At 59.4% G+C, this 23630-nt stretch carries 25 protein-coding genes; 17 read left to right on the top strand and 8 right to left on the bottom strand.

Annotation, left to right across the window (positions count from 1 at the left end):
- Positions 1-202: 202 nt before the first annotated feature.
- The gene (gene desA, locus AC3WK5_RS17685) at positions 203-1381 is read right to left on the bottom strand and encodes a delta-9 fatty acid desaturase DesA (RefSeq protein ID WP_103319451.1); all 1179 of its coding nucleotides are present in this window, start codon (positions 1379-1381) and stop codon (positions 203-205) included.
- A gap of 148 nt (positions 1382-1529) precedes the next feature.
- Here desA and dibA point away from each other — a divergent pair, with 148 nt between their 5' ends.
- From dibA to AC3WK5_RS17715, 6 genes are all read left to right on the top strand, one after another.
- A complete protein-coding gene (dibA, locus tag AC3WK5_RS17690; protein WP_103319449.1) occupies positions 1530-3449 on the top strand; it encodes a phosphodiesterase DibA in 1920 nt (639 codons plus the stop codon).
- Between the two features lie 318 nt (positions 3450-3767).
- On the top strand, positions 3768-3950 hold the full coding sequence (gene oscA / locus AC3WK5_RS17695) for a sulfur starvation response protein OscA (protein ID WP_007941032.1): 183 nt from the start codon (positions 3768-3770) through the stop codon (positions 3948-3950).
- Positions 3951-4025: 75 nt separating this feature from the next.
- Positions 4026-5039: a sulfate ABC transporter substrate-binding protein gene (locus AC3WK5_RS17700; RefSeq protein ID WP_103319445.1), complete on the top strand. Its 1014-nt coding sequence runs from the start codon at positions 4026-4028 to the stop codon at positions 5037-5039.
- Positions 5040-5110: 71 nt separating this feature from the next.
- Positions 5111-5929: a sulfate ABC transporter permease subunit CysT gene (gene cysT, locus AC3WK5_RS17705; RefSeq protein WP_054595057.1), complete on the top strand. Its 819-nt coding sequence runs from the start codon at positions 5111-5113 to the stop codon at positions 5927-5929.
- A gap of 13 nt (positions 5930-5942) precedes the next feature.
- Positions 5943-6815, top strand: a complete 873-nt coding sequence (cysW, locus tag AC3WK5_RS17710; protein WP_054595058.1) for a sulfate ABC transporter permease subunit CysW — start codon at positions 5943-5945, stop codon at positions 6813-6815.
- A gap of 3 nt (positions 6816-6818) precedes the next feature.
- Positions 6819-7808 (top strand): sulfate/molybdate ABC transporter ATP-binding protein, encoded by a 990-nt coding sequence (locus AC3WK5_RS17715; protein ID WP_054595059.1) that lies wholly within the window; start codon positions 6819-6821, stop codon positions 7806-7808.
- A 195-nt stretch (positions 7809-8003) separates the two neighbouring features.
- Here the strand turns inward: AC3WK5_RS17715 and AC3WK5_RS17720 are convergent, their stop codons facing one another.
- Entirely contained in the window at positions 8004-8528 is a 525-nt protein-coding gene (locus AC3WK5_RS17720) for an Mpo1 family 2-hydroxy fatty acid dioxygenase (RefSeq protein ID WP_103319443.1), read from the bottom strand.
- Positions 8529-8613: 85 nt separating this feature from the next.
- Here AC3WK5_RS17720 and AC3WK5_RS17725 point away from each other — a divergent pair, with 85 nt between their 5' ends.
- Positions 8614-9300, top strand: a complete 687-nt coding sequence (locus tag AC3WK5_RS17725; protein WP_103319441.1) for a Crp/Fnr family transcriptional regulator — start codon at positions 8614-8616, stop codon at positions 9298-9300.
- Positions 9301-9388: 88 nt separating this feature from the next.
- On the top strand, positions 9389-9754 hold the full coding sequence (locus AC3WK5_RS17730; RefSeq protein ID WP_103319439.1) for a response regulator: 366 nt from the start codon (positions 9389-9391) through the stop codon (positions 9752-9754).
- A 147-nt stretch (positions 9755-9901) separates the two neighbouring features.
- Here AC3WK5_RS17730 and AC3WK5_RS17735 read toward each other — a convergent pair whose 3' ends face one another.
- On the bottom strand, positions 9902-10906 hold the full coding sequence (locus AC3WK5_RS17735) for an AraC family transcriptional regulator (protein WP_103319437.1): 1005 nt from the start codon (positions 10904-10906) through the stop codon (positions 9902-9904).
- 100 nt (positions 10907-11006) lie between these two features.
- Here AC3WK5_RS17735 and AC3WK5_RS17740 point away from each other — a divergent pair, with 100 nt between their 5' ends.
- From AC3WK5_RS17740 to AC3WK5_RS17780, 9 genes are all read left to right on the top strand, one after another.
- Positions 11007-12080 carry a fatty acid desaturase gene (locus tag AC3WK5_RS17740; RefSeq protein WP_103319435.1) on the top strand — a complete coding sequence of 358 codons (1074 nt, stop codon included), beginning with the start codon at positions 11007-11009 and terminating at the stop codon, positions 12078-12080.
- Between the two features lie 539 nt (positions 12081-12619).
- Positions 12620-13201 carry an alpha/beta hydrolase gene (locus AC3WK5_RS17745; RefSeq protein WP_103320512.1) on the top strand — a complete coding sequence of 194 codons (582 nt, stop codon included), beginning with the start codon at positions 12620-12622 and terminating at the stop codon, positions 13199-13201.
- Positions 13202-13257: 56 nt separating this feature from the next.
- Complete coding sequence (locus AC3WK5_RS17750; RefSeq protein WP_103320514.1) at positions 13258-14193, top strand: sigma 54-interacting transcriptional regulator; 936 nt, start codon at positions 13258-13260, stop codon at positions 14191-14193.
- A 202-nt stretch (positions 14194-14395) separates the two neighbouring features.
- A complete protein-coding gene (locus tag AC3WK5_RS17755; protein WP_054595067.1) occupies positions 14396-15178 on the top strand; it encodes a MetQ/NlpA family ABC transporter substrate-binding protein in 783 nt (260 codons plus the stop codon).
- A 246-nt stretch (positions 15179-15424) separates the two neighbouring features.
- Entirely contained in the window at positions 15425-15667 is a 243-nt protein-coding gene (locus tag AC3WK5_RS17760) for a hypothetical protein (protein ID WP_177474933.1), read from the top strand.
- 140 nt (positions 15668-15807) lie between these two features.
- Positions 15808-16473 carry an amino acid ABC transporter permease gene (locus AC3WK5_RS17765; protein ID WP_103320515.1) on the top strand — a complete coding sequence of 222 codons (666 nt, stop codon included), beginning with the start codon at positions 15808-15810 and terminating at the stop codon, positions 16471-16473.
- Positions 16454-17113 carry an amino acid ABC transporter permease gene (locus AC3WK5_RS17770; protein WP_103322142.1) on the top strand — a complete coding sequence of 220 codons (660 nt, stop codon included), beginning with the start codon at positions 16454-16456 and terminating at the stop codon, positions 17111-17113. The genes AC3WK5_RS17765 and AC3WK5_RS17770 overlap by 20 nt, the downstream gene beginning before the upstream one ends.
- Complete coding sequence (locus tag AC3WK5_RS17775; protein WP_103318306.1) at positions 17110-17892, top strand: amino acid ABC transporter ATP-binding protein; 783 nt, start codon at positions 17110-17112, stop codon at positions 17890-17892. Before AC3WK5_RS17770 ends, AC3WK5_RS17775 begins: the two co-directional genes overlap by 4 nt.
- Entirely contained in the window at positions 17889-18773 is an 885-nt protein-coding gene (locus AC3WK5_RS17780) for a transporter substrate-binding domain-containing protein (protein WP_103318304.1), read from the top strand. The genes AC3WK5_RS17775 and AC3WK5_RS17780 overlap by 4 nt, the downstream gene beginning before the upstream one ends.
- Positions 18774-18934: 161 nt before the next feature.
- On the opposite strand, the gene AC3WK5_RS17785 is transcribed toward AC3WK5_RS17780, so the two are convergent.
- From AC3WK5_RS17785 to AC3WK5_RS17805, 5 genes are all read right to left on the bottom strand, one after another.
- Entirely contained in the window at positions 18935-20095 is a 1161-nt protein-coding gene (locus tag AC3WK5_RS17785; RefSeq protein ID WP_103318301.1) for an AAA family ATPase, read from the bottom strand.
- Between the two features lie 245 nt (positions 20096-20340).
- A complete protein-coding gene (locus AC3WK5_RS17790; protein WP_054595073.1) occupies positions 20341-20970 on the bottom strand; it encodes a class I SAM-dependent methyltransferase in 630 nt (209 codons plus the stop codon).
- Between the two features lie 74 nt (positions 20971-21044).
- Positions 21045-21689 (bottom strand): methionine ABC transporter permease, encoded by a 645-nt coding sequence (locus AC3WK5_RS17795; RefSeq protein WP_103318299.1) that lies wholly within the window; start codon positions 21687-21689, stop codon positions 21045-21047.
- Positions 21679-22803 (bottom strand): methionine ABC transporter ATP-binding protein, encoded by a 1125-nt coding sequence (locus AC3WK5_RS17800; protein WP_103318297.1) that lies wholly within the window; start codon positions 22801-22803, stop codon positions 21679-21681. Before AC3WK5_RS17800 ends, AC3WK5_RS17795 begins: the two co-directional genes overlap by 11 nt.
- Positions 22804-22805: 2 nt before the next feature.
- Entirely contained in the window at positions 22806-23615 is an 810-nt protein-coding gene (locus tag AC3WK5_RS17805) for a MetQ/NlpA family ABC transporter substrate-binding protein (protein WP_103318295.1), read from the bottom strand.
- Between the last annotated feature and the right edge of the window lie 15 nt (positions 23616-23630).

Genomic DNA, 23630 nt, shown 5'->3' on the forward strand with positions numbered 1-23630 from the left:
ACAACAAAGCCCGCCTGGATGGCGAAGTGCTCTTTGAGATAGGGGATTTGAAGCTTAGTTCCCGCTTTTTGTGGCGAGGGAGCTTGCTCCCGCTGGGCGGTATACCGCCCCAATCTGGCGACTGCGTTTTGTCAGTTAAAACGTGTCGCCAAGATTGCGAATGCTCTGCATTCGAGCGCGAGCAAGCTCGCTCGCCACAGGGTCAGGCGGGGCGCAGAGAGTAGGTTTTCAACTGGTGGGCGAAGTCGCGCAGCGATTGAATACCGCTGGCTTCGGCTTCGTGGACCCAGTCCTTGATGGCCGCCAGCATGTCGTGGCCATTTGAGCTGGTCTTGATCCAGATCTGCTGCAAGGCCAGGCGCTTCTCGTAAATTACCTTCAGTGCGTGGCTGTGCTCGAGCATGGTCTGGATGCGCACATGGTGCTTGTCATCCAGCAGGCTGGTTTCTCGCGAGAGCAGGCGCTTGGCGCGATGGAATTGGTGGCGAACCGAATGGTCGACCTTTTCCAGCTCTTGCTTGACCAGCGGGCCGATCACCAGCTTGCGGTACTGGGCCATGATCTGGAAGCGGTTGTTGAGGATCGCCATGGCGGTGTCCATGTCCAGGCTGCCTTTGCCTTCGACACGGTGGGCGATCGGTGCAACCCGCTGAACCTTGGCCAGGCGCAGGAAGCTGAAGACCTGGATCCACGCCCAGCCGAGGTCGAATTCCCACTTCTTCACCGACAGTTTTGCCGAGTTAGGGTAGGTGTGATGGTTGTTATGCAGTTCTTCACCACCGATCAGAATGCCCCAGGGCACCAGATTGGTCGCCGCATCACGGCATTCGAAGTTGCGGTAGCCAACGGCATGGCCCAGGCCATTGACCACGCCAGCGGCCCAGACCGGGATCCACATCATCTGGATCGCCCAGATGGTGATGCCGATAGTGCCGAACAGCAGCAGGTCGATGACGGCCATGATCGCCACACCCAGTAGCGGATAACGGCTGTAGAGGTTGCGTTCGATCCAGTCTTCAGGGCAGTTCTTGCCGTAAATGCGCAGGGTTTCGGGGTTCTCCGCTTCGGCGCGGTACAGCTCGGCACCTTTGCGCAAGACCGTGGACAGGCCTTTGATCACCGGGCTGTGCGGGTCATCGACAGTTTCGCATTTGGCGTGATGCTTGCGGTGGATGGCAGTCCACTCGCGGGTGTTCTGCGCCGTGGTCAGCCACAGCCAGAAGCGGAAAAAGTGTTTCAGGCCGGCATTGAGCTCAAGGGAGCGATGGGCTGAATAACGATGCAGATAAACCGTGACGCCCACGATGGTGATGTGGGTCATTAACAGGGTGACTGCCACCAGTTGCCAGGGCGACAAGCCGAGTAAACCTTCGTACCACATAGGCTGTATGGCCCTCGATAAAGAAAAAAACAGCTGGCGCATTATCACTCAGCACACAGATAAAACCAGTCGCCCTTTCAGATAAGAGTGGCTGGATGTTTCTTTAATCTATAATTCCAACCTTTTTTGTAAGGCCATGGACGACCGAATGTCTGCTTCTTATCGCGATGCCTTGCGTGCAGCGCTGCTCTACCTGGTGTTTTCTGTCGTTTGGCTGAAATTCACTGGTTATTTATTAACCAATTTATTCGATGAATCCGCAGATCTTCAGCAATGGCAACTGATCAACGGTTATGTCTGGGTGGTGCTTAGCGCTGGGTTTATCTTCACCGCCCGGGCTCGTTTGCTGTGTTTTCTCGGAGTCGGCGCCAAATTGCGCCACCGTCACGAAGATCGCACTCGATTGCGCCAGGCGCAGGCGGTGTTCGATTGCACCCGTGAAGGGGTGTTGGTCACTGATCGCCGGAGGGTGATCGTCCATGTCAATCGGGCCTTTATGGACATCACCGGTTATCAGGCCGAAGAGGTGTTGGGCCAGAGTCCCAGCCTGTTCAAGTCCGGCCATCATCCGCCGGATTTCTATCAAGCAATGTTCGAGAGCCTGAAACGCACCCGCGAATGGAGTGGCGAGATCTGGAACCGGCGCAAAAGTGGTGAAATTTATCCGCAATGGCAGACCATCCGGGTCATTCACGATGACCACGGCCAGCTCAGCCACTATGTGGCGGTGTTTTCCGACATCAGCGCGATCAAGAATTCCGAGCACGAACTCGCGCATCTGGCGCACCACGACCCGCTGACCGACCTGCCCAATCGCTTGCTGTTCAGTGATCGCGTCGAGCAGGCGTTGGCGTCGGCGCAGATCCACAAGCGTGGGTGTGCGCTGCTGATGATCGATCTGGACCATTTCAAGATGATCAACGACAGCCTCGGGCATAACGTTGGCGATCAACTGCTCAAAGCGACGGCGGTGCGTCTGCAAGGCCTGTTTGGCCCCGGTGTTACGCTGGCGCGGTTGGGTGGCGACGAGTTTGCCGTGTTGGCCGAGAACTGTCCGCAAGTGGTGCAGGCTGCCGCGTTGGCGCAGCGGATCATTGAGGGCCTGAAAGAGCCGTTTTTCATCGTGGCTCACCCGTTGTTCATCAACGCCAGTGTCGGTATCAGCCTGTTCCCCAGCGACGCGCTGAGCGCCGAACAATTGCTGCGCAATGCTGATTCGGCGTTGTTCAAGGCCAAGAGTTCGGGGCGCGACGGTTATGCCTTGTACACCGAGGAGTTGACTGCCCACGCCCAGCACCGGGTCGAGATGGCCTTCGAATTGCGCCGCGCGCTGGAGCAGCAGGAGTTGCGGGTGTACTACCAGCCGGTGCACGACCTCACGACCCGCCGTTTGATCGGCGTTGAAGCGCTGGTTCGCTGGCAGCATCCACAGCGGGGGCTGGTGCCGCCGGGTGAGTTCATTCCGATTGCCGAACGCACCGGGTTGATCGCCGAGATTGATGCCTGGGTGATGCAACAGGCCTGTCAGCAGATGTGTGCCTGGCAGAACGCCGGGGTGGTGTTGTCATTTGTTGCGGTGAACGTTTCCACCCGCCTGTTTGCCCGGCGCGAACTGTTTGAGCGGGTTGCCCAAGTGCTGCACGACACGGGACTGGACCCGGCGTGCCTGGAGCTGGAAGTGACCGAAAGCGCAGTGATGGACGATCCGGAAGTCGCGCTGGAACAAATGCACCGCTTACGCGAACTGGGCGTGCGGCTGGCCATCGATGACTTTGGTACCGGTTATTCATCGTTGCTGCGACTTAAGCGTCTGCCAGTGCAGAAACTCAAGATCGATCAGGGCTTTGTCGCTGGCCTGCCGTTGGATGAGGACGATGCGGCGATCGTTCGAGTGATCATCGCCCTGGCGCAAAGCATGGGCATGCAGGTGCACGCCGAAGGCATCGAGCAGGTCGAGCAGGCGGCGTTTTTGCTCGAGCAGGGGTGCGATCTGGGCCAGGGTTACTGGTTTGGCCGACCGATGCCGGCTCATGAGCTGGACTGGGCGCGCGCCCCAGTGATTCGGTAAACACCGCGCTCTTGTGGCGAGGGGGCTTGCCCCCGTTGGGCTGCGCAGCAGTCCCGATATCAGCAGCCCGGTTCTTTCAGACATATCGCGTGTTCCGATTTTACGGCTGCTTCGCACCCGAACGGGGGCAAGCCCCCTCGCCACAGAGGCTGCGAAATTTTCAAAATCTGCAAATCCTTGTCCTGCCAGTTAATGTCTTTCGGTTATATAAACATTCTTAAATAGTATTTTTAAGAATATCTGCGTCTATCTACTATTGCCCTCACGCCGTAAGCAGTGCCGCCACTGCCAGGCACATCTCATTGAAGGAGCAGCACCATGAGCGCATCTCTACGTAGCGTTGACGGCCAGGACGAAGCAACCATTTTGCGCGAGATCCAGAGCGCACTGCGCGATCTGCGCTTTGGGGCAGTAGAAATCACCGTGCACAACGCCCAGGTAGTTCAGATCGAACGTAAAGAGAAATTCCGTTTGCAGAACCCAGGCAACAAGCCGAGCTGAAGCACTACTCAACGGGCAACCCGATTCCGGAAAACCATAAGAACAGCCAACACAAAAGAATTCAGGAGCTGCACCATGTCGTCGATTCGCCGTTACGCTTTGGCCGCTCTGGCCAGCGCTATTTTTACAGGTTCCGCGGTTGCCAAGGATTATGAACTGCTCAACGTGTCGTACGACCCGACCCGCGAGCTGTATCAGGACTACAACACCGAGTTCATCAACTTCTGGAAGAAAGAGCACGCTGGCGACAACGTGAAGATCCAGCAATCCCATGGTGGTTCGGGCAAACAGGGCCGGGCGGTGATCGATGGTCTGCGGGCCGACGTGGTGACCCTGGCCCTGGCCGGTGACATCGACGAAATCGCCAAACTCGGCAAAACCCTGCCGGCCGACTGGCAAAAGCGCCTGCCGGACGCCAGCACGCCGTACACCTCGACCATCGTGTTCCTGGTGCGCAAGGGCAACCCCAAAGGCATCAAGGACTGGGGCGACCTGACCAAAAACGGTGTTGAAGTCATCACCCCGAACCCGAAAACGTCTGGCGGTGCGCGCTGGAACTTCCTAGCGGCCTGGGCCTATGGCCTGAAAGCCAACGGCGGTAACGAAGCCAAGGCCAAAGAGTACGTGCAAACGCTGTTCAAGCATGTCCCGGTACTCGACACCGGCGCTCGCGGTTCGACCATTACCTTCGTCAACAATGGTCAGGGTGACGTGTTGCTGGCCTGGGAAAACGAAGCCTTCCTGGCGCTGAAAGAACAGGGCGGCGCTGACAAGTTCGACATCGTCGTGCCTTCGCTGTCGATTCTCGCCGAACCGCCCGTAGCGGTCGTCGACAAGAACGCCGAGAAGAAGGGCAACGAGCAGATCGCCGAAGCCTACCTCAAGCACCTGTACAGCCCGGCTGGTCAGGAAATTGCTGCGGAAAACTTCTACCGCCCGCGTGACAAGGACGTGGCCGCCAAGTACGCCAAACAGTTCCCGACCCTGGAGCTGGTGACCATCGACAAGGATTTTGGTGGCTGGAAATCCGCCCAGCCGAAATTCTTCAATGACGGTGGCGTGTTCGACCAGATCTATCAGGCGCAGTAACCTGAAATAGATCGGCAAACGAGCCCCGAATTCACCGTCGGGGCTTTATGCATTCTCAACCAAGGACTTTTATGTCGCGTCGTATCTCCCCCGTCATACCCGGCTTCGGGCTGACGCTGGGCTACACCTTGGTGTACCTCAGTCTGATTGTGCTCATACCACTGGCGGCGATGTTCGTGCATGCCGCTCAACTCACCTGGGATCAGTTCTGGGCAATCATCTCGGCGCCACGGGTGCTGGCGGCATTGAAGCTCAGTTTCGGCACCGCGCTGTACGCCGCGATCATCAACGGCATCATCGGCACGTTGCTGGCCTGGGTGTTGGTGCGTTACACCTTCCCCGGACGCAAGATCATCGACGCGATGATCGACCTGCCGTTTGCGCTACCGACGGCCGTGGCCGGTATTGCGCTGACGGCGCTGTACACGCCGACCGGTCTGGTCGGGCAGTTCGCCGCGGACCTGGGGTTCAAGATCGCCTACACGCCGCTCGGCATCACCCTGGCGCTGACCTTCGTCACGCTGCCGTTCGTGGTGCGTACGGTGCAGCCGGTACTGGCTGACATCCCGCGAGAAATCGAGGAGGCCGCCGCGTGCCTGGGTGCCAAGCCATTGCAGGTGTTCCGTTACATTCTGATGCCGGCGTTGCTGCCGGCGTGGCTGACCGGTTTTGCCCTGGCGTTTGCCCGTGGCGTCGGTGAGTACGGCTCGGTGATTTTCATCGCCGGCAACATGCCGATGAAAACCGAAATCCTGCCGCTGCTGATCATGGTCAAGCTCGACCAATACGACTACACCGGCGCTACCTCCATTGGCGTGCTGATGCTGGTGGTTTCCTTCGTCCTGTTGCTGCTGATCAACTTGTTGCAGCGGCGCATCGAAACCCCATAAGGAGGCGCGAAAAATGTCCCAATCGTCTATTGCCGCCGCGTCTTCGGCCAACGCCGCCCGTCGTGGCAGCGCTGTTTCTCGGCGAATTCTGATCGGCCTTGGCTGGCTGATTTTTGCGCTGTTCCTGCTGCTGCCGCTGTTCATCGTGGTGTCCCAAGGCTTGAAGCTGGGCCTCGGCGCATTTTTTACCGCGATCTTTGAGCCCGACGCCTTGTCGGCTCTGAAGCTGACCGTCATAGCGGTGTTGATTTCGGTGCCGTTGAACCTGGTGTTCGGCGTCAGCGCGGCCTGGTGCGTGAGCAAATACTCGTTCCGTGGCAAGAGCATGCTGGTGACCCTGATCGACTTGCCGTTCTCGGTGTCGCCGGTGATCGCCGGTCTGGTCTACGTGCTGATGTTCGGTGCCCAGGGGATTTTTGGCCCGTGGCTGCAGGATCACGACATCCAGATCGTCTTCGCCTTGCCGGGCATTGTGCTGGCGACGATTTTCGTCACCGTGCCGTTTGTAGCGCGTGAGTTGATCCCGCTGATGCAGGAGCAGGGCACGCAAGAAGAGGAAGCCGCACGGCTGCTGGGTGCCAACGGCTGGCAGATGTTCTGGCACGTGACGGTGCCGAACATCAAGTGGGGCCTGATCTACGGCGTGGTGCTGTGTACCGCGCGGGCGATGGGTGAGTTCGGTGCGGTGTCGGTGGTGTCCGGGCACATTCGCGGGGTGACCAACACCCTGCCGCTGCACGTCGAGATCCTCTACAACGAATACAACCACGTTGCCGCGTTTGCCGTTGCGAGCCTGTTGCTGATCCTGGCGCTCTTCATCCTGCTGCTCAAGCAGTGGAGCGAAAACCGTATTAACCGCCTGCGCGCCAGCGCCGCGGAGGAATAAGTCATGTCGATCGAAGTCCGTAATGTCAGCAAGAACTTCAACGCGTTCAAGGCGCTGAACAGCATCAACCTGGACATCCAGAGCGGCGAGCTGGTGGCGTTGCTCGGTCCGTCCGGCTGCGGCAAAACCACCTTGCTGCGGATCATCGCCGGCCTGGAAACCCCGGACGCCGGCAGCATCGTGTTCCATGGTGAAGACGTCTCCGGCCACGACGTGCGTGATCGCAACGTCGGCTTTGTGTTCCAGCACTACGCCTTGTTCCGCCACATGACCGTGTTCGACAACGTCGCGTTTGGCCTGCGCATGAAGCCGAAAAACCAGCGTCCGAGCGAAAGCCAGATCGCGGTCAAAGTTCATGAGCTGCTGAACATGGTGCAACTGGATTGGCTGTCGGATCGTTATCCGGAACAACTCTCTGGTGGTCAGCGTCAGCGCATCGCCCTGGCCCGGGCCTTGGCGGTAGAGCCGAAAGTCTTGCTGCTCGACGAACCGTTCGGCGCGCTGGATGCCAAGGTTCGTAAAGAGCTGCGGCGCTGGTTGGCGCGACTGCACGAAGACATCAACCTGACCTCGGTGTTCGTGACCCACGACCAGGAAGAGGCGATGGAAGTGGCCGACCGCATCGTGGTGATGAACAAGGGCGTGATCGAGCAGATCGGTTCACCGGGTGACGTCTACGAAAACCCGGCCAGCGATTTCGTCTACCACTTCCTCGGCGATTCGAACCGCCTGCACCTGGGCGACGACAATCACGTGCTGTTCCGCCCTCATGAAGTGTCGCTGTCGCGCACCGAGCTTGCGGATCACCACGCGGCGCAAGTACGTGATATCCGCCCGCTGGGTGCGACCACCCGCATCACCTTGAAGGTCGAGGGCCAGAGCGAACTGATCGAAGCTGAAGTGGTGAAGGATCATGACAGCCTGACCGGCCTGGCCAAGGGCGAGACGCTGTTCTTCAAACCCAAGGTCTGGCAGAAAGTCGCCAACCTCTGAAAAATATCGCCGGCTTGCCTCTCCCACGGGGTCTGCACTGACCTGTGGCGAGGGAGCTTGCTCCCGTCGGCCGGTCCGCGTTCGGGCGCAGCAGTCGCAAAGCAGGCCACCTTGTCCTGCCTGGAAAACGCGATTGCTGGTTTTAGGACTGCTGTGCAGTCCAGCGGGAGCAAGCTCCCTCGCCACAAAAGCGTCTTATGCTGCTGCATTTTTTCGATTAATTCGCACCCCACCCGCCCGCGCCTCGATCTGCTCTTTGAGCTCATGCCGCAAGCCCAGCAAAAACCCCAGTTCGGCCACCACAAATAACGGCCCGACGATCAACCCTGTCACATCATCGACAAACGCCGGTTTGCGTCCTTCGTAGTGATGGCCGACAAACTGGATCGCCCAGCCGACCACAAACATCGCAATGCCGCTGCTCAACCAGAGCAAGGTACTGTGCGCCGCGAGAATCTGGCCTAGCCAAACGGACAGGCCCAGCAGCACCGTCATCACCCCGCCAAGGCGTACTTCCAGGCGCAAATAGAACCACGCCGACGCCAGCGCCAATAGCACCGCCGGAGACAGCCAGAGCCCGGCCACCGGCCATCCTGGCCGTGACAGCAACACCGCGACGGCGACCACGATCAGCGGAATGCCAATGAAGTGGCTGGCGATGTTGCGCGGGTCACGGTGGTACGCGGCGTATTGACTGAGGTGGTCAACGAGGCTTTTCATTGTTATTCCTCCTGTAGGGATCTCGATCATGCCCTGCGGTCCGTCGTTGCTCTGTCAGCCAGACGACAATCATCTTGGAGTTTTCATGGATATGCAGGTCTGGCGGTCACGCCTGATGAGTGGCCAGTGGTTCAGCCATTTGCCGCCCTCGTTACAGGATAGTCTGCTGTCCCTGGCCCGCGTGCGGCGGTTGTCGCCGGGGCAACGGCTGTTCAAGCGCGGCGATCCACCGTGTGGTCTGTACGCGGTGCTCGAAGGTGCGATACGCGTGGGCGCCGTGAGCGAGCAGGGCAAGGAGGCGTTGTTGAGCCTGATCGAGCCGCCGCACTGGTTCGGTGAAATCAGTCTGTTCGATGGTCAGCCGCGCACCCACGACGCCTATGGCGTGGGCCACTGCATTCTGTTGCACATACCGCAGGCAGCGCTGCTCACCTTGCTCGAAGAACAGCCGCACTACTGGCGACAGCTGGCCTTGCTGATGAGCCATAAATTGCGCCTGACGTTCATCAATCTCGAACAGTTGACCCTGTTGCCGGCCCCGGCCCGCGTGGCGCATCGTTTGCTGATGATTGCCGACGGCTACGGTGAGATCGAGCCGGCACGGCGCACCTTGCAGCTGCCGCAGGAGCAGTTGGCGTTGCTGCTTTCGCTGTCGCGGCAGACCACCAACCAGATTCTCAAGGACCTGGAGAACCAGGGCATTCTCAACCTGAGTTATGGCGAGATAGAGATCCTCGATGCAGGTCGGTTGCGGGCGATGGCGAGCGTCTGAGTCGGCCGCCTCATCCGAAATAACCGTTAGTGATGGGCTTTGTGCGCCAAGGCGCCTAGCCTGTGGTGATGATTATTCGAGGTGTGCCATGCGTTTGCTGTTAGTGGAAGATGAACCCGAGACCGCGAAACATCTGGCCCAAGGCCTGAGCGAAGCCGGTTATGCGGTGGATGTAGCGGACAACGGCATGGCCGGGCGACGCTTCATCGAAGCGGGTGAGTATGATCTGATCATTCTTGATGTGATGTTGCCCGGCCTCAACGGCTGGCAGCTGTTGCAACAGATCCGCCAGCTCGGTGCAACGCCGGTGCTGTTCCTGACCACCACGGATGGCATTGAAGACCGGCTGCGCGGGTTGGAGCTGCATGAGGATGACTATCTGCTCAAGCCGTTCGCCGTGAGCGAGCTGGTGGCGCGGGTGCGCAAGTTGCTGCGCCGTGATCGGGGGCGCTGAGCCTTCTGTGGTGTCTGGGAAATTGCTATCGCGAGCAAGCTTTGCTCCTACGGATTTGTGGTGAAGCACAACGCTGGATCGACGCGAATCCGTAGGAGCAAGGCTTGCCCGCGATGAGGCCGGCAAAAGCGGCCAAATCCCGACGCTTTACCGCAACCCATCGCGAAACTGCCCCGGCGTCATCCCGGTCCAGCGTTTGAAGGCGCGGCTGAAGCTGCTGGTGTCGGCGAATCCGAGCAGGTAGCTGATTTCGCTCAGCGAGCATTGCGGGTCTCGCAAGTGCAGCAGCGCCAGATTCTCACGACACTCATTGAGCAACGTATCGAACCGGCAACCTTCGTCCGCCAGATGCCGTTGCAAGCTGCGCAAACTCAAGTGCAAGGTCTCGGCGATACGTTCGGCGCTGGGTTCGCCTTCCGGCAGTTGTGCTTCGATGGCATCGAGCACCTTGCGCTCCCAGGTCAGCAGGCGCAGTTGCGTCAGGGCGCGCTTGAGTACGGTTTCGTTGTGTTCGGCGAGTTCCGGGTTGGCGTCATCCAGATGGCTTTCGAAGTCTTCGATGGAAAACTCCAGCCGGTCTTCATCAGCAGCAAAGAAGATCGGCGCGCGGAACACCGCGTGCCATTGTTTCGGGTCGGCCGGTTCCGGGCGACGCAGGTACACCGCCAGCGGCGCGTAGTCCCGGCCCAGACGGTTGCGACAGGTGCGCACGTAGATCGCGGCAAAGGCGTCGATCGCTTCCCGTGCTGGCGCCGGGCTGCCTTCGGGCACCTTGAGGGTGAAGCAATAGCGATCTTCGCCGCGGGTCAGTTCCAGGTCCAAGGCGTCGCTGATGACCTGGTGATACCGCACGATACGCTCGAACACCTCGCGCAGACTGCCGCTGGCCACCAACGCATAACCCAGCGCGTGGAAGGTGGTCGGACTGACGAATCGCGACACCCGCAAACCAATCGCCGGGTCGCCGCTGACCTCGACCGCCAGTTCCCACAGTCGGGTCGTGGCCGATAACGGATAGCGGGCGTTCGGGTCGTCCATCAGCTGCGGGTCGAGCCCGGCTTGCAGGCACAGCGCGTTGCTGTCGAGGCCGAGGGCGTCGAGTTGCTTGCGCAAAGCGCGGGTCCAGCTGGCGAGGGAGGTGGGTTCAATCATGATGATTGGCGCTTCCGGTCAACAGGTTGGCGTTCACAGCTAACGCCCGAAGCAATCGCACAGGGCAGGATGCGAACATCAATAACTAAAGGATGGAAGCATGTACGGTACTTCTGCAAGTCCTCAACGCCTGAATGCACAACAACGATCTGCACATATTCGTGAAGTGGTGCTCGCCCGCGGTGTCGAACTGCGCAAGCGCTATCCGATTCTCGATCATCAGGACGCCTTGGGCGTGGGGATTCTGGCCTTCGCCCTGGCCGGGATGATCAGTTCGGCTGCGCTCTACATGACCGGACACATGGCCTGGTGGGCGTGTTTGCTGCTGAATGCGTTTTTTGCCTCGCTGACCCATGAGCTGGAACACGACCTGATCCACAGCATGTATTTCCGCAAGCAACGCCTGCCGCACAATCTGATGATGGGGTTGGTCTGGCTGGCGCGGCCAAGCACCATCAACCCCTGGATCCGCCGTCATCTGCACCTCAACCACCACAAGGTTTCCGGCAGCGAAGCCGACATGGAAGAGCGTGCGATCACCAACGGCGAGCCGTGGGGCATCGCGCGTTTGCTGATGGTCGGCGACAACGTGATGTCGGCGTTTATCCGCATGCTGCGGGCCAAGACCTGGGCGCATAAATTCAGCATCATCAAGCGCTCTTTGAAAGTTTACGCGCCACTGGCGCTGGTGCACTGGGGCGCGTGGTACCTGTTTCTCGGTTTTCACGCGGCCAACGGCATCGCGTATTTGCTGGGCAGCTCAGTGGAGTGGTCGGCGACTATGCTGTCGGTGATGCAGGTGATTGATATCGCCGCCGTGGTGATCATCGGCCCGAACGTGCTGCGCACCTTTTGCCTGCACTTCGTCAGCTCGAACATGCACTACTACGGCGACATCGAGCCGGGTAACGTGATCCAGCAGACCCAGGTGCTGAATCCCTGGTGGATGTGGCCGTTGCAGGCGTTCTGCTTCAACTTCGGCAGCAGCCACGGCATCCATCACTTTGTGGTGAAGGAACCGTTTTATATCCGCCAGCTGACCGTCCCGGTGGCGCACAAGGTGATGCGCGAGATGGGTGTGCGCTTCAATGATTTCGGTACGTTTGGACGGGCGAACCGGTTTGTGCGCAAGGCGCAGCAGACAACCGAAGCGGTGCGGGAAGCTCAAGCGTAAATCGTTCCCAGGCGTGTTCCTCGGCAGCTCTCTGATTCCGGGAGCTGGCAGGAAGTGTTGATTTTTATATGCGATACAGATCTATATAAATCATAAAATATTACTTTAAGAAATAAGTCATTGAAGCAATGATTCATCCATCGAAGCGGTCGCGTTGGGGGGAGGCACAGGCAGATCGATTCATTGAACCGCAACCTAACCGTGTTAAACATTTGAGGAACACCGAGCTGTCGTGATGAGCGCGCGGTACAAAATAGTGATTTCCGGGGCCGTCTCCTTGGCAGGGTGCGGCCCCTTTTTTTTGTCCTGAATAAACTGTCCGTCAAGCAGACCCTGTGGGAGCGGGCTTGCTCGCGAAGGGGCCCAGGCATTCAGCATTGATGTCGACTGATACTCCGCTTTCGCGAGCAAGCCCGCTCCCACAGAGTGATCAGTTTTATATTCGATATAGGTCTTAATAAATAGCTTCTTATTCCTTAGCGAATATAAATCCTATCCCTATACTCGACCAGGAACAGACACGCACAGGAGAGCTCCCCATGCGCAACGAGTCAATTCGCTACCTGATTGTGCCGGGCTGGCAAGGATCGCCAGAGGATCATTGGCAAAGCCATTGGCAGAACAGTCTGCCGAACAGCGCACGGGTAGAGCAGGCCGATTGGCTGACGCCGCGTCGCGAGGATTGGGTCGCGGCGCTGGCCGAAGCGATTGATGCCGACAGCACGCCGGTGATCCTGATCGCCCATAGCCTGGGCTGCATCACCGTTGCCCATTGGGCGGCTACTGCGCCGTTGCAGGCGTTGCGTCAGGTTCGCGGGGCCTTGCTGGTGGCGCCTGCCGACGTCGAACGCCCGGCCTGCGTGCCTGCGTTGCGTAACTTTGCGCCGATTCCGACGCACCTGCTGCCGTTCCCGAGCCAGGTGGTGAGTTCCGACAACGATGCCGCTGTCAGCGCTCCACGGGCGCTGGAGTTGGCACGTAACTGGGGCGCCGAAGCGGGGATTCTGGCGGGGGCTGGGCACATCAATGTGAAGTCCGGTCACCATCGTTGGGAGCAGGGTTTTGCCTACCTGTATCGCCTGCAAAACCGCATGGAACATCACGCCCTGCGCCGCGCTTGAACCTCTTTTTTATTTAAACGCCCCCGTCTCCCGGCGGTTTTGGGCGGGAGTCTGCCATGAGTTTGCATGAATCTTTCGGTCAGCCCTTGCTGACTTTTCCCGACGCTGAAAAAAGCCCGTTGAGCATTCGCGCCAAGGCGCTGGTATTTGTTGACCCGCGTTCGCGACAGCTGCGCCAGGAGCTGGAGCAACTGGCGCCGCGCTCGATCTCGGTGTTGATTCGCGGTGAAACCGGCAGCGGCAAAGAGCTGTTGGCACGGCACATTCACCGTGCCAGTGATCGCGGTGGTTTGTTCGTATCGGTCAACTGCGGCGCCATTAGCCCGACCTACGCCGATGCCGAGTTGTTCGGTTATGCCGGCGGCAGTTTCAGTGGCTCGGCCAGCAGTCGCGCTGGCTGGTTTGGTTCGGCCAATGGCGGCACGTTGTACCTGGATGAAATCGGCGATTTACCGTTGCCGATTCAGATCAAACTGCTCGCAGCCCTGGAGAATCACGAAGTCACCCGCGTCGGCGCGCAACAACCGAGCCCGGTGGATGTGCGCCTGGTGGCGGCGACCAGCATCGATCTGGCGCAAGCCGTGGCGGCCGGTAAATTCCATGAGCGGCTCTACCACTACCTCAGCGAAGGTCAGCTCGAATTACCGGCCTTGCGTGAGCGAGTCGGTGACATTCAGTCATTGGCCGAGTATTTCCTCGGCATCTACAGCCAGCGCCTCGACCTGCCGGTGCCGTTTATCAGCGATGCGGCCCAGCAGGTTCTGGAACGGCACAGCTGGCCGGGCAATACCCGTGAGCTGGAGAACGTCATTCACTTTGCGTTGCTGGTGAGCAGTGGCGAGGAAATAACGCCTGCGCATTTGAATTTGCCTCAGGTGCTTGCGCCATTGGAGTTGATCGAGCGAGAGGCAACGCAGGTGATCACCTCCGGTTCTGCCGGCGAGCGCGCAGCGCTTAAACGTTTGCTCGAAAACCTGACGCAAACCTTTTAACCCCCTGTGGCGCGGGAGCAAGCTCCCGCGCTACAGGAGTTAGGTGTCTTTTTTGTGTATGAACAAAATGGAATATGAAAGTGAATAAAAGATATTGTTCGGGAATAAAATATCTCGGTATCGTCCGCACCACACCAGCGATAGCACGTCACTGGCATTTCATTTTTTAGCCGTTGTCGACAACGACAAATAAGGACACTGCATGAAAAAGGTTCTGTTGTTCACCGCATTGGCGGCTGCCCTGACTGCGGGCCTGGCCCAGGCTGGCGAAAAACTGGTGGTTGCCGCAACGCCGGTGCCGCACGCCGAGATCCTCGAACTGATCAAACCGACCCTCGCCAAAGAAGGCGTGGATCTGGAAATCAAGGTCTTCACCGACTATGTACAACCGAACGTGCAGGTCGATCAGAAGCGTCTGGACGCCAACTACTTCCAGACCCTGCCGTACCTGCAAAGCTTCAACGAAGGCAAAGGCACTCACCTGGTGACTGTGATCGGCGTCCACGTCGAACCGTTCGGCGGCTACTCGAAAAAGGTTAAAACCTTGGCTGAGCTGAAAGACGGCGCGACCATCGCTATCCCGAACGAAGGCAGCAACAGCGGCCGTGCGCTGATCCTGTTGCAGAAAGCCGGCCTGATCGAATTGAAAGACCCGAAAAACGCCCTGGCTACCCCGAAAGACATCGCCAAGAACCCGCACAACTTCAAGTTCAAGGAACTGGAATCGGCGATGCTGCCGCGTGTGCTGGATCAGGTCGACCTGGACATGATCAACACCAACTATGCGCTGGAAGCGGGTCTGAACCCGGCTAAAGATGCACTGGTGATCGAAGGTGCGGATTCGCCCTACGTGAACTTCCTGGTCGCGCGTCCAGACAACAAGGACAGCGTAGCGATGCAGAAACTGGCCAAGGCCCTGACCAGCCCTGAAGTGAAGGCATTCATTGCCAAGAAGTACAACGGCGCGGTACTGCCGGCGTTCTGATTGAGCGGTAAACCCTTTCGAGGTTTCAACGCCGACGGCTTTCGATAGCGTCGGCGTTTTTATTGCTCGACCTGTGGCGAGGGGGCTTGTCGGAACGCCGCACCGCCCCGTTGGGCCGCAAAGCGGACCCGAGACCTGCCACTGCGTTTCATCAGGCTCACCCGAGATGCTGGATTTACGACTGCTACGCAGCCGAACGGGGGCAAGCCCCCTCGCCACGAGATCAAAAGCCTGGGAGCTGGGGGCATGAGTCAGGTCACTCTGGCCTTCAACGCCCTGCGTAACGCCGTCAATAACTTCACGATGTCCTGCGGATCCAGCCGCTGGGGTGTTTTCACGTCTGCCATTTTTATCGTCCTTGTGATGGTTTGGCCGGGGAGTGTGGCCGCGCGCTGCTCGTCCTTGGAGGGGCAATCTGAAAAAAAGATCCTTCCTACAGCGCAAAGGGAAATAGCTGTCTCCTGCTGCCGCCGCCAATCCAGCGAATAGTTTTTTGCGTGATATCAATATGCTTTATCGGTATTTAAATGTTTCTTTTTATACCTTTAAGGTTAGTGCCTGCCGGGTTGTTATCCACAGCCCAATGGACTGCGCCACCGTCGCTTACCCTGCGGCGTTCAGGATCTTCAATGACGTTCGATTACGCTTTCATCCTCAGCACCCTGCCGGCGTTTCTGCGCGCTGTGGGCGTGACGCTGCAGGTCGGTCTGATCGCCATCAGCACTTCGTTGCTGGTTGCCCTGATCAACGCGACGTTCCTGGTGTTCCGCACGCCGTACTTGCAGCGCCTGGTGGCGTTGTACGTGGAGCTGGCGCGCAACACGCCGCTGCTGATTCAACTGTTCTTCGTCTACTTTGCATTGCCAGCACTTGGGGTGAAGGTTTCCGGCTTTGCCGCGGCAATCATCACCATGACCTTCCTTGGCGGCGCCTACCTCACTGAAGTGTTGCGGGCCGGCGTTGAAGCGGTGCCTGCGGCGCAACTGGAATCGGGGCGCTCGATCGGCTTGTCTCGCTGGCAATTGCTGCGCTACGTGATCCTGCCGCAAGCGGGGATCCTCAGCCTGCCATCGCTGTTCGCCAACTTCATTTTCCTGCTCAAGGAAACCACCGTGGTCTCGGCGGTGGCGGTGCCGGAGATTCTCTACACCACCAAGAGCTACATCGCGCTGTATTACAAAACCTACGAAATGCTCGCCGTGCTGACGCTGATCTGCGTGTTGCTGTTCTTGCCGTTGTCGCTGCTGCTCAGCCGTCTGGAAAGGAGGCTCCAGCATGGCCAGTTCGGGTCTTGAGCTGCTTTGGGTGTCTTTGCCGCAGTTAGGCAAAGGCGCTGCGCAAACCTTGTCGATTTCGTTTTTGAGTATCGCCATCAGCACGGTGGGCGGAGTGCTCTACGGCGTGCTGTGCAGTCTGAATTCGAAGTGGTTGAACGCGTTGCTGCGAGTCTATCTGGAACTGTTCCGGGCGATCCCGGTGCTGGTCTGGCTGTATTTGCTGTTCTTCGGCCTGCCGATTTTTTTCGGCCTGAGCCTGCCGAGTTTCTGGTGTGCGGTGCTGGTGCTGTCGTTGTGGGGCGCCAGTGAAGTTGGCGAAGTGGTGCGCGGCGCCCTGCATTCCTTGCCCCGTGGCCAGCGTGAAGCGGGGTTGTCGATCGGGCTGTCCGGCCTCCAGCTGTTCGGTTACGTGTTGCTGCCCCAGGCACTGAAACGCATGACGCCACCGACCATCAACGTCTACACGCGGATCATCAAGACCAGCTCGCTGGCGGTGTTGATCGGTGTGGTCGACGTGATCAAGGTCGGCCAGCAGATCATCGAGCGTACCTACGAGTCGGTGTTGATCTACGGCGCGTTATTCCTGTTTTTCTTCTTTATCTGCTACCCGCTTTCGGCCGCTTCCCGCGTGCTGGAACGGCGCTGGACGCAAGCATGAGTGCATTGATCGAATTCAAGGGTTTCAACAAGTTCTTCGGTGAGCATCAGGTCCTCAACGGGATCGACTTAAGCGTCAAAACCGGCGAAGTGATCGTCATCCTCGGCCCCAGCGGCTGCGGAAAAAGCACCTTGCTGCGTTGCCTCAACGGTCTGGAAGTCGCCCACAGCGGCGAGCTGCGTTTCGCCGGGCGCGAGTTACTGAACAAGACCACCGATTGGCGCGAAGTGCGCCAGCAGATCGGCATGGTGTTCCAGAGTTATCACCTGTTCCCGCACATGAGCGTGCTCGACAATCTCCTGCTCGGCCCGCTCAAGGTGCAAAAACGCCCACCGCGTGAAGCTCGCGAACAAGCCTTGGCGCTGCTGGAACGGGTCGGTCTGGCGGACAAGCGCGAGGCTTTCCCGCGCCAGCTTTCCGGTGGTCAGCAGCAACGCATCGCCATCATCCGCTCACTGTGCATGAACCCGCAGGTGATGCTGTTCGATGAGGTCACTGCGGCCCTTGATCCCGAGATGGTCAAGGAAGTGCTGGAAGTGATTCAGGGCCTGGCCCGCGACGGCATGACGCTGTTGATCGTGACCCACGAGATGGCTTTCGCCCGCGCGGTGGCGGACCGCATTGTGTTCATGGACGCCGGGCGCATCCTCGAACAAAACCCTCCCGAGATTTTCTTTACGAACCCGCAAACCGCACGAGCGCAGCAGTTCCTGGAGAAGTTCTCCTACGTCGAAGCACTGCCCAAAAAGACACTTGCAAAGGAACTGGAACCCTCATGAAAACTGCCAAGTCTTCACTGCTGCTACTCCCATTGTTCGGCCTCGCGCTGTTGGCCGGGTGCAACAAATCCGAAGAAGCCGCCAAGCCTGCGGCCTCTACCGCCAGCGCGGCACCGGCGGCCAGCTACCTGGAGAAAATCAAGGCGCGGGACAAGCTGATCGTTGGTGTATTCACCGACAAACCGCCGTTCGGCTTCGTCGATGAAGCCGGACGCTACGTGGGGTTTGACACCGACATCGGCCGTCAATTTGCCAAGGACCTGCTGGGCGACGAGAACAAGGTCGAGTTCGTCGCGGTCGAGCCGGCGAGCCGGATTCCGTTCCTGCAAAGCGACAAGGTCGATCTGATCCTCGCCAACATGACCGTCACCCCGGAGCGTAAGGAAGCGGTGGAGTTCACCAACCCGAACCTCAAGGTTGCGGTTCAGGCGCTGGTGCCGCAGGCAAGTTCGGTCAAAAACCTCGATGACCTGGCGACCCGCACCACTATCGTGACCACTGGCACCACTGCCGATATATGGCTGACCAAGAACCACCCGGACTGGAAGCTGCTGAAGTTCGAGAAAAATTCCGAGTCCCTGCAAGCCTTGGCCAATGGTCGCGGCGATGCATATGCGCAAGACAACCTGGTGCTGTTCAGCTGGGCCAAACAGAACCCGGGCTACCGCGTGCTGACCGAAACCCTCGGTGCCGAGGCACCGATTGCGCCTGCGGTAAAGAAGGGCAACATCGAACTGCGTGACTGGGTCAACGCCGAGCTGGCGAAGCTGGGTGAAGACAAATACCTGCTCAAGCTTTACGACCAGTACGTGCGTAAAGAACTGAGCGATGACACCCACCCTGAAAGCGTGATTGTCGAAGGCGGGAAGTGGCAGGGCTGATTGTTTGAGCGTTCCCATGCTCTTGTGGCGAGGGAGCTTGCTCCCGCTCGGATGCGCAGCAGCCGCTTCTGACAAAACGCATTCTTAGGTTTAGGGCCGCTACGCGCCCCAGCGCGAGCATGCTCCCTCGCCACAAGAGCATGGGAACGATCTGTGTAGGTTCAATCCGGCCAGTTCCACGCTGGTTCGTCCAGCATCCCCTGGCCGACGATTCCCGTCTGGCCGAAATTTTTCTCCAGCACGATGGCGTTGCATTCGGGGGCTTGCTGCAATGCTGCGATCAAGCGGTTGGCGTGGGACACCACCCACACCTGGCACTGCTCCGAAGCGCGGATGATCAACCGCGCCAATGCCGGCAGCAGGTCCGGGTGCAGGCTGGTTTCCGGTTCGTTGAGCACCATCAGCGTCGGCGGCCTTGGCGTCAGCAGGGCGGCGATCAGCAGCAAGTAACGCAAGGTCCCGTCCGACAGCTCGGCGGCGGATAGCGGTCGCAATAATCCTTCCTGATAAAACTCGACGGCAAACCGCGCGCCTTGCAGCGGCTGGATGTTCAGCCGGGCGCCGGGGAATGCATCGCTGATCGCCGCGTGCAGCGCCTCGGGATCACCGATTTCTATGATGGTTTGCAACGCTGCCGCCAGGTCGCGGCCATCGTGATGCAATACCGGCGTGCGCGTGCCCAGTTGTGGTTGACGAACCGGCGCCTCGGCGTCGCTGCGAAAGTGATCGTAAAAGCGCCAACGGCGAATAAACTCACGCAGCTGCAATACCTCTGGCGAGGCGTGCAGGCTGCCGACCTGATCGAACAGGCTGTCGAATGCCGGTGTGTGCTGGGCCAGCACCTCCCAATCGCGCTCGACCCGCGAGCGAATCACCGCCCCTGCACGATTCACCAGCAGACTCGCCGGGCGGTACAGCGGCCCTGACCAGATGCATTCACGCTTGATTTCCGGGTCCAGGGAAAATTCTGAGAGCGACGGTTCCGGCAGGCCCAGGGCGATTGCGTAACTGAAATCCTCACCGGCAAAGCCCAGGCGCAAGCGCTTGGGCGACCGGCGCACGCTGGCTTCGACCGCCACCTCACCGTTGCGCATGCGCCGGCTGATGTTTTCCGGGCCGGCCCAGAAGGTCGAATCCAGCCCACCCTCGCGCGCCAGTGCGTTGACCACGCCGCCCTGAGCGGTTTCGGCCAACAGCCGCAGAGCGCGGTAGAGATTGGATTTGCCGCTTCCATTGGGCCCGGTGATGAGATTCAGGCGCCCGAGCGGGATCACCAATTTATTGATCGAGCGGTAATTGGCCACCGCGAGGGTTTTGAGCATCCGCGAGCTCCTGCTGTGTTGCCCGGCAGTGTGCCTTATTGTCGGCAGAACGATGATCCTCAAAAGTGTGCGGTTGTTGCTGTGCAACGCCGGTCCCGGACGGAAGTTCGTCGTTGGCCTGAGTTTCTTTGCCCTGCTGGCTGCGAGGCCTTCGGCAAGGCGCTGCACCCGCGCATAGACGAGCTGACGGCCGAGCTGCGCCGGAATTCCTTGTCGACCTGAATGGAGCGCGGGAACGATTATGCCTAAGAGGCTTTACGCCAGACACTCGCCAACCAAGGCTGCTGATCCCGCGGCAGCCCGGCCGGCCGGTAGTAATGCTCCAACTCGACAAACCCCGCCTCAGTCAGCAGCTTTTGCCACGCCGCCAGGTCGTGATACGCGCCAAAGCGCGGGCCATTCCAGCCTTCGCGGTTATCCCCGCGTGGATTCGAACTGAACAACACACCGCCCGGCTTCAACGTCCCGTGCAACTGCTTCAGCACCCGAGGCAATTCCTGAACCGGAACATGAAACAGCACCGCGTTGGCGAAGATCCCGTCGAAGCGTTCGGCCGGCAGATCGAGTTTCAAAAAGTCTTGCTGCCAGACCTCACAGCCGCTGTCCTCACGGGCCATCTGGGCGAAACGTTCGGAGCCGTCGAGGCCAATGGCGATATGGCCCATGCGGGTGAAGGTTTGCAGGTCGCGACCGGGGCCACAGCCGAAATCGAGCAGGGTGAACGGCGCCGAGCCCTGTATGTGCCGCAACAGCGCGTCGATGTTCTGGCTGACATCGTGGTCGCGTGTGCCTTCACGGAAACTCTCGGCCACCTGATCATAATGGCCCAGAGTGGTCGCGGTGATCTGTTTGAGGTCGTCGGGGGTGTGTTTCATGGCGGCTGCGCAGGCAAAGGGTGAGTTCGCCGAATATACCCCTTGAAGATGATCGTTCCCATGCCGATGATCGTTCAGCGCTTGTTCAATCCTCGAGCCAACCGATCCCCACCCAGCTGAATCACCGCCACCAGAATCACCAGCAACACAATCACCGTCAGCATGATCTGGCTATCAAAGCGCTGATACCCGTAGCGGTACGCAATGTCGCCCAGTCCACCAGCACCAATGGCGCCGGCCATGGCCGAGGAGTTGATCATCGTGACCAAAGTAATGGTGAAACCGCCGACGATTCCCGGTAGCGCCTCGGGCAACAACACGTGCCAGACGATATGCCAGCGTCGGCAGCCCATGGCCTGGGCGGCTTCGATCAGGCCGTGGTCGACCTCGCGCAAGCTGACTTCGGCGATGCGCGCGAAGAATGGCGTAGCGGCGATGGTCAGCGGCACCACGGCGGCCCAGACGCCGTAGGTGGTGCCGACGATCAAGCGGGTGAAGGGGATCAGCGCGACCATCAGAATCAGGAACGGGATCGAGCGGAACAGGTTGACGAAGGCCCCCAGCGCACGGTTCAGCGCCGGTGCCTGGTATATCCCGCCCTTGGAACTGGTCACCAGAATCACCGCCAGCGGAATACCCGCCAACAGCGCGATCAGCGATGACACGCCGACCATCAGAAAGGTGTCGATAACGCCCTGCAGCAATCGATCAAACCACATAACCCAGCACCTCCACCTGTTGTGCCCAGTGACTGGCGCGCTGGTGCAACTCTTCGGCGTCCAAGGACGAACCGGTTACCGCCAATAACAATTGCCCTAGGGCGTGCCCCTGAATCCGTTCGACGCCGCCTTGCAGCAAGCGCACTCGCCCGCCGAGCGCACTGAACAGCGCCGCCAGGTCGGGCTCATCAGTGCTGTTGCCGGTGAACTGCAAGCGCAGCACTACCGCGGATTCCGACGAGTGCGGTTGCGCCTGCAAGCGGCTTTGCAGTTCTTCCGGCAAGCCGTGTTGCAGAGGCGCCAGCAGGGTTTTGCTGACCTCGTGCTGCGGGTTGCCAAACACTTCCCAGACTGGCCCCTGCTCGACAATCCGCCCGTGTTCGAGCACCACCACCCGATCACAAATGTCGCGGATTACCGCCATTTCGTGGGTGATCAGAATGATCGTCAGCCCGAGGCGCTGATTGATCTCGCGCAACAGGCCGAGGATCGATTGCGTGGTTTCCGGGTCGAGGGCCGAGGTGGCCTCATCGCAAAGCAGAATCTCCGGGTCGTGCACCAGCGCCCGGGCGATGCCGACGCGCTGTTTTTGCCCACCCGAGAGCTGCGCCGGATAGGCCGTGTGTTTGCCTTGCAGACCGACCAGTTCCAGCAGTTCACGGACCTTCTGTTCACGCTCGGCTTTCGGCACGCCCGCGACCTTGAGCGGCAGCTCGACGTTCTGCCACACGGTTTTCGCCGACATCAGGTTGAAGTGCTGAAAGATCATGCCGATCCGCCGCCGCAGCGCCACCAGACGGTCTTCATCGAACTCGCCGATGTCCACCTGATCGATCAGCACCCGACCGGTGCTCGGTTGTTCGAGGCGGTTGATGGTGCGGATCAGCGAGGACTTGCCGGCACCGCTGCGGCCGATGATGCCGAACACTTCAGCGCGCTGGATCGCCAGGTCAATGCCGTGCAGCGCAGCGACCGGGCCTTGTTGGCCGTTGTAGGTTTTGCCCACGCTGATAAAGCGCACATGGGCACGGTTGAACTCAGGGTGCAGCTCGGTCTGTTCTGCACTGCTGGATGGCGGGATTTGCAGTCGAAGTTGGGCATTGGCGGCATTCATGGTCAGCCTTCCCAGCCAGCTTGGTAGAGCTTGCCGTGGGCTTTATCCAGCGCGGCGCGAACCACCGGCGAATGCTGGTAGATGTCGACGAACTTGATCAGGCGCGGGTCGGTTTTACTTTTTGGCTGGATCACGAACTGGATCACGTATTCCTTGTGGTCGAGGCCGTCGAACAGCAGCGCCGAGCCGGCATCGAAGGTCTTGGCCAGGCGAATGTAGGCCGGGTAGCCCTGCACCAGATCGGCGTCGTCATACGCGCGCACCAGTTGCACGGCTTCAACCTGAAGGATTTTCAGCTTTTTCGGATTGGCGACGATGTCGTCTTCGGTCGCCTTGTAGCCCACACCCGGTTTGAGGCTGATCAACCCGGCCTTGGCCAGCAGTTGCAAGCCGCGACCGCTGTTGATCGGGTCGTTGGCGATGGCCACGCTGGCGCCCTCGGGAAGCTCGTCGAAGCTTTTGTATTTCTTCGAGTACAGGCCGACGTTGTTGATGATGCCCGGCGCAAACGGCACCAGATCAAACCCGGCAGCGGCCTTGGCGTTTTCCAGAAACGGAATGTGCTGGAAGTAGTTCACATCGATGTCGCCCGAGGCCAGGCTGACGTTCGGTGCAATCCAGTCGCTGAACTCCACCAGCTCGACCTTCAGGCCTTGTTTACCGGCCTCTTCGACCGCCGCTTCCAATGGGATGGCGAAGGCCGCGGTGGTGCCGATTTTCAGCGGTGCGTCGGTGGCAAAAGTCATGGAGCTGAAGAGGCCGAGGGCCAGGGCCAGTGCTTTGACTGGGTGTTTTAAGCGTTTTTTGGTCATGATGGTTATTCCAGT

The organism is Pseudomonas sp. FW306-02-D09B, assembly GCF_058782685.1.